The sequence below is a fragment of the Symbiopectobacterium sp. genome (assembly GCF_051710365.1).
Lineage (GTDB): Bacteria > Pseudomonadota > Gammaproteobacteria > Enterobacterales > Enterobacteriaceae > Symbiopectobacterium.
In genome coordinates this window covers 1-15,202 of record NZ_JBPETA010000071.1, presented here as the reverse complement: position 1 = coordinate 15,202, position 15,202 = coordinate 1, and the positions used below count along the sequence as shown (strand labels likewise).

Genomic DNA, 15,202 nt, shown 5'->3' with positions numbered 1-15,202 from the left:
ACAAAAATGGACGATGCCGCTGAGGGACTGGCGTATGGCTATGAGCCGCTTTATTATCGAGTTCGGTGATCGTCTGGACGGTCACTACTGAGAAAAGGCATTTACACAGAATCGTGTACAGGGTCAATAATATACCAACTAAACTATGTGCCTCATCCGTGACTGTGGGGACGCCACTTCGCCCTAGTCTGCTTTTCCTGCGGCTTCCAACTTCCTGGCCTTTTGAGACCATTGCGTTGCAATATCTCTGCTTTTTTCTACGCCCAGCCCTTGGGAGTACATCCACCATAAATTGATATGGGAGTGATAATCACCTTTGTCAGCTGCTTCTGTGTAGATTTTAATGGCTTTTGTGTAATTGACCTCCATCCCTTTGCCCTTTTCGTACATAAATCCAAGCGCCCTCATGGCATCCAGATTTCCACGAGCAGAAGATTTCTCATACCAGTATCTGGCTTTTTCATAATCAATATTTTGTGTGCCGCCATCATCGTAAGCGCTTCCTAGAGCATATTGCGCAGCGGCGTCAGGCGTATTGTTATCGCAAGCCGACAATAGGAAACAGGCGAGCACTAGCACAACGAACCGATTCATACTTAACACCATTTACAACACCTTTATTACTCTTTGTCGTTGAAACCACAGGCATCCGTACCCAAATGAATACCCTCTTCACGCGCTATCTTAAGAATATTGTACACCGTGCTTTGTGATGATTATTGAGCGGCATTCCCTTGTGCTCAAATCCCGATTGACCGGACCACATAATAACTACCGGGTGACAACTCAACATTGAGCCAATACCGTGCGATCGCCCTATTTGGAGATATTGATACTGCACCGGGTATACCGAACGCTCACAGCTCTAACTCAATATCATTCACTGGCATGCAGCAGCACGGCAAGATTTCGTCTTGCTGTACACAGGCAAGGGGTGTTTGGCGATAGGCTACGCTGCCTTTCACCAGCCGTAAGCGGCAGGCACCGCAATAACCCGAGCGGCACTGATATTCCACGGGTACGCGGTGTTGTTTAAGCACGTCGAGTAACGAGGTGGCGCTGTCGTTGTTGGCAAGCTGCGCGCCCGAGACGCGCAGTGTTATGGTTGAGGTGCTCATTGGCTTAGAGCTGGAAGTCACTCAGATCGTCAGCGTTGATTTCAGAATCAATTTGGCCGACCAGATAAGAACTCACTTCCACTTCTTGCGGAGCAACCTGCACGTTGTCAGAGACCAGCCAGGCGTTAATCCACGGGATCGGGTTAGTGCGCGTTTGGAACGGCAATGGCAACCCTACCGCTTGCATGCGGATATTGGTGATGTATTCAACGTACTGGCAGAGAATGTCTTTGTTCAGGCCAATCATCGAGCCGTCGCGGAACAGGTATTCCGCCCACTCTTTCTCCTGCTGTGCCGCCAGCACAAACAGGTCGTAGCATTCCTGTTGGCACTCTTCGGCGATTTGTGCCATTTCCGGATCGTCTTGGCCGGAACGCATCAGATTCAGCATATGCTGGGTACCGGTCAGGTGCAGTGCTTCATCGCGGGCGATCAGTTTGATGATTTTGGCATTGCCTTCCATCAGTTCACGTTCGGCAAAGGCGAATGAGCAGGCGAAACTGACATAAAAACGGATGGCTTCCAGCGCATTGACGTTCATCAGGCACAGATAAAGTTGTTTTTTCAAGGCATGCAGATTAACGGTGACCGTTTTACCGTTCACCTGATGCGTGCCTTCACCCAACAGGTGGTAATAGCTGGTCAGTTCGATCAGATCGTCATAGAAAGAAGAGATGTCTTTTGCACGTTTCAGAATCTCTTCATTGGTGACGATATCATCGAACACCAGTGCCGGATCGTTGACAATATTGCGGATGATATGGGTATAGGAACGGGAATGGATGGTTTCTGAAAATGCCCAGGTTTCTATCCAGGTTTCCAACTCAGGGATGGAGATCAGCGGTAACAATGCGACGTTCGGGCTGCGTCCTTGAATGGAGTCCAGCAGCGTTTGATATTTCAGATTGCTGATGAAGATGTGCTTTTCATGTTCCGGTAGCGCCTGATAGTCAATGCGATCGCGAGACACATCCACCTCTTCTGGACGCCAGAAAAAGGAGAGCTGTTTCTCGATCAGCTTCTCGAATATTTCATATTTTTGCTGATCGTAACGCGCTACGTTAACGGACTGACCAAAGAACATCGGTTCCAGAAGCTGATCGTTTTTATTCTGTGAGAAGGTGGTATAAGCCATAGGGCTGTATCTCCAAAAAGGGACAGGAGGCATTTAACCGCCTCCTGAAAAAACTTACGTAAAAAATACTCTACGCGGGAAGCGGTTTAAATCTTGCAGGCACCGCCTTCGCAACCATCATCCTGCGCATCCGCCAGGATATCTTCCTGTGCGTCTTCTGCACCGTCACGGGTGTTTTGATAATACAGCGTTTTCAACCCGAACTTATAGGCGGTGAGCAAGTCAGTCAGCAACTGTTTCATCGGCACTTTTCCTGACGGGAAGCGCGCCGGATCGTAGTTGGTGTTGGCAGAAATAGCCTGATCGACAAACTTCTGCATCAGCCCAACGAGTTGCAGGTAGCCGTCATTGTTCGGCATTTCCCACAGCAATTCGTAGGCATCCTTCAGGGTTTCGTAATCCGGCACCACCTGGCGCAGAATACCGTCTTTTGACGCTTTGATACTGATGTGACCGCGCGGCGGTTCAATACCGTTGGTGGCGTTGGAAATTTGTGACGAGGTTTCCGACGGCATCAACGCAGAGAGCGTGGAGTTACGCAGACCGTGTGTTTTGATACTGTCGCGCAGTGCTTCCCAATCGTAATGCAACGGTTCGCTGCAAATGCCGTCCAGATCGCGCTTGTAGGTGTCAATAGGCAGCACGCCACGGGCGTAGGTGGTTTGGTCAAACCACGGGCAGGCACCCTGTTCGCGCGCCAACTCGTTTGAGGCTTGCAGCAGGTAGTACTGAATGGCTTCAAAGGTCTTGTGCGTCAGATTGTTGGCGCTGCCATCGGAGTAGCGCACGCCGTTTTTCGCCAGATAGTAGGCAAAGTTGATCACGCCGATGCCGAGCGTGCGGCGGCCCATGGCACCGCGTTTGGCGGCCAGAATCGGGTAATCCTGATAGTCCAACAGGGCGTCCAGCGCACGTACTGCCAGGCGCGCCAAATCTTCCAAATCATCCAGACTATTCAATGCGCCAAGGTTGAAAGCGGAGAGGGTGCAGAGCGCGATCTCGCCTTTTTCGTCGTTGACGTCTTCCAGAGGATGGGTTGGCAGCGCAATTTCCAGGCACAGGTTGGACTGACGCACCGGTGCGATGGTCGGTTCAAACGGGCTGTGGGTGTTGCAGTGATCGACGTGTTGAATGTAGATACGGCCTGTAGAGGCGCGCTCTTGCATCATCAGCGAGAACAGATCGACCGCTTTCATGGATTTCTTGCGGATGCTGTCGTCTTTTTCATACTGCTGATATAAACGTTCGAACTCGTCCTGATCGGCGAAAAACGCGTCATGCAGGCCGGGAACGTCAGAAGGGCTGAACAGGGTGATTTCTTGTCCTTTGACCAGACGCTGATACATCAGCTTGTTCAACTGCACGCCGTAATCAAGATGACGCACGCGGTTGCCTTCCACGCCACGGTTGTTCTTCAGCACCAGCAGGCTTTCCACTTCCAGATGCCACAGCGGGTAAAACAGCGTTGCCGCTCCGCCGCGCACACCGCCCTGTGAGCAGGATTTCACTGCGGTCTGGAAATGTTTATAGAACGGAATACAGCCGGTATGGAACGCTTCACCACCGCGAATCGGGCTACCCAGCGCACGGATACGACCGGCGTTAATGCCGATACCGGCACGCTGTGAAACGTATTTCACGATAGCGCTGGAGGTGGCATTAATGGAATCCAGGCTGTCGCCGCACTCGATCAACACGCAGGAACTGAACTGACGGGTCGGGGTACGCACGCCGGACATGATCGGCGTTGGCAGCGAAATCTTGAAGGTAGAAATCGCGTCATAGAAGCGTTTGACGTAATCCAGACGCGTTTCGCGCGGGTAACCGGAGAACAGGCAAGCTGCCACCAGTACATACAGGAACTGGGCGCTTTCGTAGATGTCACCGGTGACGCGGTTTTGCACCAGATATTTCCCTTCCAACTGCTTGACCGCAGCGTAAGAGAAGGTCATGTCGCGCCAGTGATCGATGAAAGCGTCCATCTGAGCAAACTCTTCTGGCGTGTAGTCCTGCAAGAAGTGGGTATCGTATTTGCCCAGTTCCACCATTTTGGTGACGTGGTCGAACAACGCCGGTGGTTCAAACTGGCCGTAGGCTTTTTTACGCAAGTGGAAAATGGCCAAACGTGCGGCCAGATATTGGTAGTCCGGACTGTCACGTGAAATCAGATCGGCGGCAGCTTTAATAATGGTTTCATGGATATCGGCGGTCTTGATGCCGTCATAAAACTGAATGTGGGAGCGCAGTTCGACTTGAGACACTGACACATTGTGCAGGCCTTCCGCTGCCCAGGTAATCACCCGGTGAATCTTGTCCAGATTGATGCGTTCTTTGCTGCCATCGCGTTTGGTTACTAGCAGGCTCTGGTTCATGTGGTGTAGTACCTATCCGTTTTTCCCAATGCTATAGCGTTTTCCCCGATCGAAAACGCACACGACAGTCTAGTGCTGCGGTGTGTGGGGTAAACACTACATATAGGGGTTTTGGTTTTGAATGATAACAAGATAGTGAGAATTTTCGGCTATTGCAAGTGAACAAAACACACTGAAATTGTGGATAACATGGGGAGGAATTGTTACACACTGGCTAAACGCCTGTAGCGTTGCGGCCTTAACTTTTGTCAATGGATGGGGATAAAAAAATAAAAAATTGATCGATTGCCGCTTTTTTCTGCGTACAGAAAATTCTTAATTTGATCAGCGTCTAAGGTTATGACGGTAGAGGGAATGGCAGATTGGCGACGATATCACCAATCTGCGTTGCAAAGTGCTGGTTCAGACTGCTGACAGCGTCACTTTACCCCTTATCATCCTCTGCTTCCCTTTTGTCATCCTCGGCGAAAGCCGGGGATCTCTGCGAGAACAAACGCGTTTCCTCTGCATGAGATTCCCCCTTTGCGGGAATGACAGCGGTGGTCGGGAACGACGGTGAGAGTCGCTGTTTATCAGCAATCTGAGCCAAAAAATGCGGACTTATTCAGCATCACGCTGCGTATGCAGCATATAGTTCACGTCCACATTAGGACCGAGCGTAAAACGATCGCGCAGCGGGTTATAGTGCAGACCGGTGATGTGCTGTTCTGCCAGCGAGGTGCCGTCCACCCAATTCAATAACTCCGCCGGGCGAATAAATTTCTTCGCGTCATGGGTGCCTTTCGGCACCATTTTCAGCACGTATTCGGCACCGAAAATCATTAATAGCCAGGCTTTGGCATTACGGTTGATGGTCGAGAAGAACACGTGTCCGCCTGGTTTGACCAAGGAGGCACAGGCGCGCACCACCGATTGCGGGTCTGGCACATGTTCCAGCATCTCCATACAGGTCACCACGTCATAGCGCCCTGCGTGCGCCGCTGCGTGAGACTCCACGGTTTCCTGCACATACTGCACGCTGACGCCGCTCTCCAGCGCGTGCAACCGGGCAACCTGCAACGGTTCGACCCCCATGTCCAATCCGGTAACCTCTGCGCCTTCGCGCGCCATACTCTCCGCCAGAATGCCGCCGCCACAGCCGACATCCAGCACCTGCTTGCCAAACAGCCCATCGGCGCGGCGTGCGATGTAGTCAAGTCGCAGCGGGTTGATGCGGTGCAGCGGTTTGAATTCACCTTCCAGATCCCACCAGCGTGAGGCGACGGCTTCAAACTTGGCGATTTCATCATGATCGACATTCTGCGTCTGTGTTTCTGCGTTCATGCGGTATACAACCTTTTGTTATTCTCATCTGCGGTGAGTATATCGGGTGTAGGCAGGATGTAGTAGCGATTCTCCTTATTTGCCTTGACGACGCAAAAGGCGATGGATGAAAGAAAAGCGTCATTACACGTGCGCGTATTTTCCCTGTCAGGTGGGTTTTGTGCTACCATTTTCCACCTTTTGAACTCGGGTTGATGCATTAATAGAGGGATAGCGGCTCCATGAGCGACCTTGCCAGAGAAATAACACCGGTCAATATCGAAGATGAGTTGAAAAACTCCTATCTGGACTATGCCATGTCCGTTATTGTCGGGCGTGCCTTGCCTGATGTTCGTGACGGCTTGAAACCCGTGCACCGACGCGTGCTGTACGCGATGAGCGTGCTGGGAAATGACTGGAACAAACCCTATAAAAAATCGGCCCGTGTGGTCGGCGACGTTATCGGTAAATACCACCCGCACGGTGATTCCGCCGTGTATGAAACCATCGTGCGCATGGCGCAACCTTTCTCCCTGCGCTACATGCTGGTGGATGGTCAGGGCAACTTCGGGTCGATAGATGGCGACTCGGCGGCGGCCATGCGTTATACCGAAATTCGCATGTCGAAAATCGCCCACGAGCTTCTGTCGGATCTGGAAAAAGAGACGGTCGATTTTGTGCCCAACTACGATGGCACAGAACAGATCCCCGATGTAATGCCGACGCGTATTCCTAACCTGTTGGTGAACGGTTCTTCCGGTATTGCCGTGGGGATGGCGACCAACATCCCGCCCCACAAACTGACGGAAGTGATCGACGGCTGCCTGGCGTATATCGACGATGAAAACATCAGCCTGGAAGGGTTGATGGCGCATATCAAAGGGCCGGATTTCCCGACCGCAGCGATCATCAACGGCCGACGCGGTATTGAAGAGGCGTACCGCACCGGGCGCGGCAAAATTTACATCCGCGCACGCGCCGAAGTGGAAGTGGACGACAAAAATGGTCGTGAGACCATTATCGTGCACGAGATTCCCTATCAGGTGAACAAAGCGCGTCTGATTGAAAAAATCGCCGAGCTGGTGAAAGAGAAACGCGTTGAAGGCATCAGCGCATTGCGCGATGAGTCCGATAAAGACGGCATGCGTATCGTGATTGAGATCAAACGCGATGCTGTGGGTGAAGTGGTACTGAATAACCTCTACTCACTGACTCAGCTTCAGGTCTCGTTCGGCATCAACATGGTGGCACTGCATCAGGGCCAGCCGAAGATCATGCCGCTCAAGGACATTCTGGTTGCCTTTGTTCGTCACCGGCGTGAAGTGGTGACGCGCAGAACCATTTTTGAACTGCGCAAAGCGCGCGAGCGTGCCCATATTTTAGAAGGCCTGGCGGTTGCGCTGGCAAATATCGATCCGATCATTGAAGCGATTCGCAATGCACCAACGCCGGCAGAAGCCAAGGCGGCATTGATTGCTCAAGCCTGGGATCTGGGCAACGTTGCGGCGATGCTAGAGCGTGCTGGTAATGATGCTGCGCGTCCTGACTGGCTGGAGCCGGAATTTGGGATTCGTGACGGTAAATACCACCTGACTGAGCAGCAGGCTCAGGCGATTCTGGATCTGCGGTTGCAAAAACTGACTGGTCTGGAACACGAAAAGCTGCTGGATGAATACAAAGAGTTGCTGTTGCAGATCGCTGAACTGCTGCGCATTCTGACCAGCCCTGAGCGTTTGATGGAAGTCATTCGTGAAGAGCTGGAGGCCATCAAGGCACAGTACAGCGATGCGCGTCGCACGGAAATCACGGCCAACAGCGCTGACATCAATATCGAAGACCTGATCAATCAGGAAGATGTGGTGGTTATGCTTTCCCATCAGGGTTATGTCAAATACCAACCGCTGAGCGACTATGAAGCGCAGCGTCGTGGGGGCAAAGGTAAGTCAGCGGCACGTATCAAGGAAGAAGATTTTATCGACCGTCTGCTGGTGGCTAACACCCATGACACGATCCTCTGCTTCTCCAGTCGTGGCCGTCTCTACTGGCTGAAGGTATACCAACTGCCGGAAGCAAGTCGCGGTGCGCGTGGGCGTCCTATCGTCAACCTGTTGCCGTTGGAACCGGAAGAGCGCATTACTGCCATTCTGCCAGTGCGTGAATACGAAGAAGGCCAAAACGTGTTTATGGCGACCGCCAGCGGCACGGTGAAGAAAACTGCGCTGACCGAGTTTAGCAATCCACGTTCGAAAGGGATTATCGCCGTTAACCTCAATGAGGGAGACGAGCTGATCGGCGTTGATTTGACGGACGGTGAGAACGAAGTGATGCTGTTCTCTGCGGAAGGCAAGGTGGTGCGCTTCTCCGAAGCGGCAGTGCGTGCTATGGGACGTACCGCTACCGGTGTCCGCGGTATCAACCTTCAGGGTGACGATCGCGTGGTGTCTCTGATCGTGCCGCGCGGTGAAGGCGATATCCTTACGGTCACGCAAAACGGCTTCGGTAAGCGTACTGCGGTGAGTGAATACCCGACCAAGTCTCGTGCGACCAAAGGCGTTATCTCTATCAAAGTGAGCGAGCGTAACGGTAAGGTTGTTGGTGCGGTGCAGGTCGATGAGCTGGATCAGATCATGATGATCACGGATGCCGGTACGCTGGTGCGCACCCGTGTCTCTGAGGTCAGCATCGTAGGCCGTAACACCCAGGGCGTGACGCTTATCCGAACCGCGGAAGACGAAAACGTGGTAGGGCTGCAACGTGTTGCTGAGCCGGTCGAAGACGAAGAGCTCGACAGCGTGGCAACCGCGCCGGGTGAAGTCGCCGAAGAAGAAGACGGCATTGATGATGCTGAAACCGACGACGATGTGGCTGACGACGAATAATTGCGCGCTACACCGATGAAACAAAAGCCAGCACCTCAGATGCTGGCTTTTTTATGCGCTCTCGGTACTGTATCGACAAGCCTTTCCCCTGCAACTATTTACCTACTTGATGGAATAAATTTGAAATACCTCGCTTCATTTCACACGACGCTGAAAATTTCCCGCTACCTGTTCAGGGTGTTGGCGATGATGTTATGGATGCTGGGGGCGCTGATTTCCATCTTCTATTTCAGCAAGGTACTCAACGATAAAGAGGCTGAGTTACGCCTGGAATATAACCAGAGCTACGATCAGTCGCAGGAATATATTCGTCGCACCACGGACATCGTGCGGGAATTACGCTATGTGGCCGTCAGCCATGTCAACATGGCGCCCGCGCACGCTACGCCGTCTTCCGCCAATACCCTGCGTACACCGCTGCTTTCGCTCTATCCCTTAACCACAGGTGCAGACTGTCAGGCTATCTATCAGACCCAAAAAGGGCAGTTGGATGCCGTCAGCGCTTTTTTTACCGATTGGCAGGATAACTTCTCCACGGTATACGATCTGAATCGGGTGTTTTTTGTCGATGGTGCCTGGCAGTGCATGATGGATTTTGGTATCCGCAATCAGGCACTGGATCGCGATAATTTGTTGCAGAACCTGCAAGAACGTTTTGCCGATAAAAAGCATGCGGCGCAGGGCGAATGGCGCGATGAAACGGTGTATTGGATAACCCCGGCCTCCGATCCCGATATCGGCTATCTGTATGCCATTACACCGATTTATAAAGGGGATCGTCTGGAAACACTGATGGGCATCGAGCAAACCATCCGTCTGGATGATTTTGTTGCTGCAGGCAAATTTACGGTCGGTGCCAAGCTGCTCGATCAGTTCAATCAGCCGTTGCTGCAATTTACCGATAAAGAGCGCAACGGCTCGATGACGTCCAGCTACCCGAACGATCGCACCTATTTTGGTTATGTGGACGGTTACGACGAAATTATCCTGAAGAAAGCCTTACCGCCAACCACCTTTAATATCGTCTATTTTATGCCGTTCAGCGTGCTGCTCTCGCAGCTAAACGCGCTGATTATCAACATCGTGTTGTTAAACCTGCTCTCTGCACTGGTGCTGTTTATTCTCGCCTGGACGTTCGAACGCAAGATGTTTCTGCCCGCGCAGATTAACGCCTTTCAACTGGAAGAGAACGAGCAGTTTAACCGTAAAATCGTGGCCTCTGCGCCGGTAGGCATCTGTATTTTACGCATCAGCGATGGCACTAACCTGCTTAGCAACGAACTGGCGCATAACTACCTGAATTTGTTAACCCATGAAGACCGGCTCAAGATCACGCGAATTATCTGTGAACAGCAATCAAAATATGTTGATGTGGTTACCAGCCGGAACCATCACCTGCAAATCAGTTTCGTTTATTCGCGCTATCGTAATGAAAATATGGCGATTTGCGTGCTCTCCGATGTCAGCGCACGGGTGAAGATGGAAGAGTCTCTGCAAGAAATGGCCAATGCCGCTGAATAGGCGAGCCAGTCGAAATCGATGTTTTTGGCCACGGTCAGCCATGAACTGCGCACGCCGCTGTACGGGATTATCGGTAATCTGGATTTGCTCCGTACCAAAAGCCTGTCGAAAAATGCTAATCGATTGGCGGCGGCGATGCAGAACTCCTCGGCACTGCTGCTCAAAATCATCAGCGATATTCTCGACTTTTCCAAGATAGAGTCGGAACAGCTTAAAATCGAACCCGCTATTTTTACCCCACAGGAAGTGGTCAGCCACATCACCAGCAACTATCTGCCGCTGGTGGTGCGAAAAAATCTGACGCTCTACTGCTTTATCGATCCGTCGGTGCCGGCAACGTTGTCGGGGGATCCGGTACGTTTGCAGCAGGTGCTCTCTAATCTGGTGAGCAATGCGATTAAATTTACCGATACCGGCTGCATCATCTTTCAGGTGTGTTGCACCGACGGCTATCTCGAATTTTGGGTACGGGATACTGGCGTGGGGATTAATCCTCGCGAGGCGCTCAAGCTGTTCGATCCCTTTTTCCAGGCGGGCAGCGGCGTTCAGCGCCATTTTCAAGGGACCGGGTTGGGGTTAGCCATCTGTGAAAAGCTGGTGAACCTGATGGATGGCGATATGTCACTGATATCGGAACCCGGGCTGGGCAGTTAGTTTGGCATTCGTATTCCGCTCTATCAGGCACATTACGACGTCCCGACGGTCAGCGATGCACTCAGGCAGAAAACCTGCTGGCTGAGGATGCGTAATGCCAGTCTTGAGCACAATGCGCTCAGTTTGCTGCAACAATATGGTCTCTCTGCGGCCCGTTATTCTGACCAGACTGTTCATGAGGACGACATCGTCATCAGCGATTACCCGCAGGCTACGCCGCCGCTTTCTCGCTGGAGCGTGTTGTTTAGTCACGTGCACATCGGCAGCGCGCAGGAGAGTGAGGCAGGGCGCTGGGTGATCAGCACCGCCGGATTGCCGGATTTGCCGGCGCTGCTGGAACGCCTGTGTCGCAACAAAGACGGAGGAGAGGAAACGCTGGCCGTGCCGAGTACACGTGCCCAAACGCACTATAACATGGTGGACAATAGCGACATATTGATTCTGGTGGTGGACGATCATCCGATCAACCGTCGTTTGCTCGCCGATCAGCTTGGATCGCTGGGTTATCAGGTCATTACCGCTAATGACGGCGTGGATGCGTTAAGCACGCTGGCAAAGCAAACGGCTGATATTGTGCTGACCGATGTCAACATGCCGAATATGGATGGCTATACGCTGACGCGCACCCTGCGTGCGCAACGCTGGGAAGCGCCCGTGATTGGCGTCACCGCCAAGCGCTCGCGGAAGAACGACAACGTTGTTTGTCGGCGGGGATGGACAACTGTTTATCGAAACCGGTTACGCTGGATGTACTGCAACAGTGTTTGTCGCAGTACAGTCTTCAAGTGCGTGAACAGCGGAGTAGCGCAACGTAGGAGTGTTAACGGTAACGTTCGCCGTTCCTGGGTCAGCAGGAACGGCGGGTTAAGCGCGTGAAAGGGAGATCTCAGCGCTTACGCACTTTCTCCCGACTCGGCTCCGTTGATGGAAGAGAGGTATTTCAGCAAGGCAATATCGTTATCAACACCCAGTTTGGTCATGGCAGATTTTTTCTGGCTACTGATGGTTTTGATGCTGCGGTTCAGCTTTTTAGCAATTTCCGTCACCAGAAAGCCTTCTGCAAACAAGCGCAGCACTTCGCTCTCTTTCGGTGACAGGCGCTTGTCGCCGTAACCGCTGGCGCTGATTTTTTCCAGCACCTTGGCAACGCTATCCGGGGTGAATTTCTTGCCCTTTTGCAAGGCAGCCAGCGCTTTGGGCAAATCGGTCGGTGCCCCTTGCTTCAATACAATACCTTCGATATCAAGATCCAACACCGCACTTAAAATGGCGGGGTTGTTGTTCATTGTCAGCACAATAATCGCCAGATGGGGGAAATGGCGTTTGATGTATTTGATCAGTGTGATGCCATCACCGTATTTATCGCCGGGCATGGATAAATCGGTAATTAAAACGTTGGCATCCAGTTTCGGCAGGTGATTGATCAGCGATGTTGAGTCTTCAAACTCGCCCACCACGTTAACCCACTCAATTTGTTCAAGCGATTTTTTAATGCCAAAAAGGACAATCGGATGGTCGTCAGCGATAATTACGTTTAAATTACTCATCGTTTTATTTACTCGTCTTGTTGGCCATTAGGCTGCAATAATACACGGACAAGTTCGTCGATCTCATCAATATCGTGTTTGATTTCTTCACTCGCCTGTTCGGTAATATGCCGCTCAAGTTGTTCACACAATTGTTTGCCTGGGTGCAAATTTAGCATGGCAAACACACCCTTAAGTCGATGCGCCGTTTGTGCCAGTGTTGAAAAGTCGCCTGTTTCTGCATCAGTATACAGTTTGACAATGTCGTCGGGTACCGTTTCAACGAACAGCGAAAAATAGTCGCTGGCTTTCAGCTGCCGGGCGTATTCTTGAATATCCGTCGGCGCAGCATCGCGCGTATCGACCTCAAATTGTTGCTCAATCAAGGTCAACACGGCATCTTGCAGCAGCTGACTGATATTAAAATTGGTGCGTAATCGACGCGGCGCCAGTAAGGTCACTTGGGTATCCTCACCGTTCACCAGCAGCGTGTTATCCGCCATTTTTGCTTCATCATCGACAATACGCAGATCGAACTCCTGGGGCATCTGGCGCTCATCGGCGTTGACACATTCGGCCCCCCAACTGGAGAGCAGGTGCTGCACGATCTGACGTACCTCATTGGCGGTGATGTCTAACAGCACCGTCATGTCTTCCAGCAGTTTTTCGTCTTCATCTGCGCTGTTGGTGCTGGCGGGCAACGTGACCGTCAACTGATAGTGCGTGCCGAGATCTTGTTTACAGGAGATACTCAGCTCGCCGCCAAGCTTACGTGCGAGTTGATGGCACAGGAACAGTGCAAATCCCGAATTTTGTTGGGAGCGATCCGCCGATGGCACCGTTAGCCAAGGGTGGCGCAGATTATCCAGTTCTGTCGCTGACATGCGGGTGCCAGTATCGCTGAGCCGGATAGCGAGTTTGTCCGCCTGCTCGGAATCTGCTTCCAGCTTGAGCGTTATCTTGCCGTAATCCGTATTGGTGATGGCGTAATCGAGCAGCAGCAGCGCTTTTTGCAGCATGGTCATGTCGCCCACATACAAACGTTGTGGCTCTAAGCGGTAGTGATGAAACAGGTGCAGCCCTTTTTGGGAAAGATGCGGCAGGCTGGCAAGCAGCAAGCTATCCATCATCGCAAGGCGAGAAAAGGGCACCACGTCCGGTTGCCATGTGTCGCTGCCGAGCCGGTCATGGAGCGCAATATTATCCAGTAGCGCGATCGTTTGTGCCGCTTCATCTGAGGCTTTACGTAACAATCTGGCGCGAATATCGTCATCAGCCATTTGTGCCAGGGACAGCAAATGTTGCTGTAAAGCCTGCATTGGCGTATGCAACTCCTGACGAAGATTGGTTAACAGCCGTTGGCGCGCCAGCACGTTTTTGTCATATTCGCGCTGCGCCAATTGCATCTTTTTATGCACCAGGATTTCTTTATCCTGCTCGCGAATCAGAAACAGATTGTGCTCTGGCATCTGCGGGTGGCTGAACTGCAAAATCTCGTACATCTCGTTGTTGATGGTTGCCTGCACTACGCCTTGATGCTCGCGCGCATCGCGGTTGGGCTGACGCCACAGGTAGAACCCAGTGAGGGTTAGCGCCAGATTCAGCAGCAGCAACCAGATATTATTACGCGCCATATCGGCAGCGAATTGCCGCAGAGGTAACTGATAAACGATATTCACCGGCGCGTTAACCAGCGGTGCGGCCACCTCTAACAGCGAACCGTTTAACTGAACGCGGGTCGTATCTTCGTTATTGGTAAATGCTTCACTGCTGGTTCCCACGCTGTCCGCGCGCAGGATGAAATTGTCGCGCGACAGCGTATGTGGGATCAGATCGTTGATGGGCAAATCAAAGGCGATGATGGTCGCCAGATGGCCCGGCTGGTTGAAGGTGGTGCGCAGAGTAAAATAGTAGTCATTATAAAAGCGCAACTTGCGGATGGGAGAGAAGCTCTCGCGTTCATCAAGCGCGTTTGACTGTTGTAGCATCTCCGTGCGCCGGGCTTCGGCAATCGCGGTGATATAGCTGCCGCGAAACTGTGCGGAAATGTCTTTCAGTATCTGCGTGGAAATCATGTTCAGGCTGTTATCTACACCGTTGAGGTAGTACATGGAGTAGATATCGCTTTCGGCACCCCACAGGATATCGAGATAACGTGAAATCTTGCGCACCGCGCTCAGCGTTGATTTATCGTGCTGACCAAAGATGAGCGCATCGGTTTTTTGGCCGTTTTTTTCCACATAGAACACATCCGGCAGCAGACTGATGGCATTGACGCTATCTTCCCCGCCAGTAGCGGCGTCGTTGTTCAGATTGCTATAGATTTGGTAAGTGAAAAAGCGGTAGGTGTCGATGCGCTTTTGCATCCCAAGTGCGAGGGTGTTGAGCGTAGATTTCTTCTCTGCCAACCAGTTGTTCACGATATTGTAGCTCAGCGTGCCGGTTGTCAGCAGTAGCAACAGGGTGAACAAGGTAAGATAGCGAAGCAGACTTGCAGGCATGATAACAGTTCCTACTTGGCAGAGCGTAAGATGAGAAAATGAAATGCATTGACCTCCGCCAGCAACGAATAAGGTGTACTAGCTCAGACCTGATCTGACAGTTACCGGTTATTTATACAGGTGTCTGTCAGATTAAATCTGGTTCAGATTTTTTTCTGCCCAGACCCGTTTACCATCAAGTAATGTTGCCATTG

General features: G+C 51.9%; 8 protein-coding genes and 1 pseudogene. 2 read left to right on the top strand and 7 right to left on the bottom strand.

Features of this window, described 5'->3' with window-relative positions; translation table 11 throughout:
- Positions 1 to 183 precede the first annotated feature (183 nt).
- The 5 genes from ACTBDZ_RS08645 to ubiG all read right to left on the bottom strand — a co-directional run bounded on the left by ACTBDZ_RS08645 (position 184) and on the right by ubiG (position 5,948).
- A complete protein-coding gene (locus ACTBDZ_RS08645) occupies positions 184 to 594 on the bottom strand; it encodes a tetratricopeptide repeat protein (protein ID WP_438815019.1) in 411 nt (136 codons plus the stop codon).
- 263 nt (positions 595 to 857) lie between these two features.
- The gene (gene yfaE / locus ACTBDZ_RS08640; RefSeq protein WP_438815018.1) at positions 858 to 1,118 is read right to left on the bottom strand and encodes a class I ribonucleotide reductase maintenance protein YfaE; all 261 of its coding nucleotides are present in this window, start codon (positions 1,116 to 1,118) and stop codon (positions 858 to 860) included.
- A gap of 4 nt (positions 1,119 to 1,122) precedes the next feature.
- Entirely contained in the window at positions 1,123 to 2,253 is a 1,131-nt protein-coding gene (nrdB, locus tag ACTBDZ_RS08635; protein ID WP_438815017.1) for a class Ia ribonucleoside-diphosphate reductase subunit beta, read from the bottom strand.
- 86 nt (positions 2,254 to 2,339) lie between these two features.
- Positions 2,340 to 4,625 carry a class 1a ribonucleoside-diphosphate reductase subunit alpha gene (gene nrdA / locus ACTBDZ_RS08630; protein WP_438815016.1) on the bottom strand — a complete coding sequence of 762 codons (2,286 nt, stop codon included), beginning with the start codon at positions 4,623 to 4,625 and terminating at the stop codon, positions 2,340 to 2,342.
- A gap of 600 nt (positions 4,626 to 5,225) precedes the next feature.
- A complete protein-coding gene (gene ubiG / locus ACTBDZ_RS08625) occupies positions 5,226 to 5,948 on the bottom strand; it encodes a bifunctional 2-polyprenyl-6-hydroxyphenol methylase/3-demethylubiquinol 3-O-methyltransferase UbiG (RefSeq protein ID WP_438815015.1) in 723 nt (240 codons plus the stop codon).
- Between the two features lie 221 nt (positions 5,949 to 6,169).
- On the opposite strand from ubiG, the gene gyrA reads away from it, so the two are divergent.
- A complete protein-coding gene (gene gyrA, locus ACTBDZ_RS08620) occupies positions 6,170 to 8,806 on the top strand; it encodes a DNA topoisomerase (ATP-hydrolyzing) subunit A (RefSeq protein ID WP_438815014.1) in 2,637 nt (878 codons plus the stop codon).
- Between the two features lie 120 nt (positions 8,807 to 8,926).
- Positions 8,927 to 11,796, top strand: a pseudogene (gene rcsC / locus ACTBDZ_RS08615) (two-component system sensor histidine kinase RcsC).
- A 78-nt stretch (positions 11,797 to 11,874) separates the two neighbouring features.
- On the opposite strand, the gene rcsB reads toward rcsC, so the two are convergent.
- Together rcsB and ACTBDZ_RS08605 are read right to left on the bottom strand one after the other, a co-directional pair.
- Positions 11,875 to 12,528 (bottom strand): response regulator transcription factor RcsB, encoded by a 654-nt coding sequence (gene rcsB, locus ACTBDZ_RS08610; protein ID WP_438815013.1) that lies wholly within the window; start codon positions 12,526 to 12,528, stop codon positions 11,875 to 11,877.
- An 8-nt stretch (positions 12,529 to 12,536) separates the two neighbouring features.
- Complete coding sequence (locus ACTBDZ_RS08605; protein WP_438815012.1) at positions 12,537 to 15,008, bottom strand: Hpt domain-containing protein; 2,472 nt, start codon at positions 15,006 to 15,008, stop codon at positions 12,537 to 12,539.
- Between the last annotated feature and the right edge of the window lie 194 nt (positions 15,009 to 15,202).

Bases quoted from the DNA above. Each gene is read 5' to 3' on its own strand.
- ACTBDZ_RS08645 (WP_438815019.1), bottom strand. From the start codon at position 594: ATGAATCGGTTCGTTGTGCTAGTGCTCGCCTGTTTCCTATTGTCGGCT.
- yfaE (WP_438815018.1), bottom strand. From the start codon at position 1,118: ATGAGCACCTCAACCATAACACTGCGCGTCTCGGGCGCGCAGCTTGCC.
- nrdB (WP_438815017.1), bottom strand. From the start codon at position 2,253: ATGGCTTATACCACCTTCTCACAGAATAAAAACGATCAGCTTCTGGAA.
- nrdA (WP_438815016.1), bottom strand. From the start codon at position 4,625: ATGAACCAGAGCCTGCTAGTAACCAAACGCGATGGCAGCAAAGAACGC.
- ubiG (WP_438815015.1), bottom strand. From the start codon at position 5,948: ATGAACGCAGAAACACAGACGCAGAATGTCGATCATGATGAAATCGCC.
- gyrA (WP_438815014.1), top strand. From the start codon at position 6,170: ATGAGCGACCTTGCCAGAGAAATAACACCGGTCAATATCGAAGATGAG.
- rcsB (WP_438815013.1), bottom strand. From the start codon at position 12,528: ATGAGTAATTTAAACGTAATTATCGCTGACGACCATCCGATTGTCCTT.
- ACTBDZ_RS08605 (WP_438815012.1), bottom strand. From the start codon at position 15,008: ATGCCTGCAAGTCTGCTTCGCTATCTTACCTTGTTCACCCTGTTGCTA.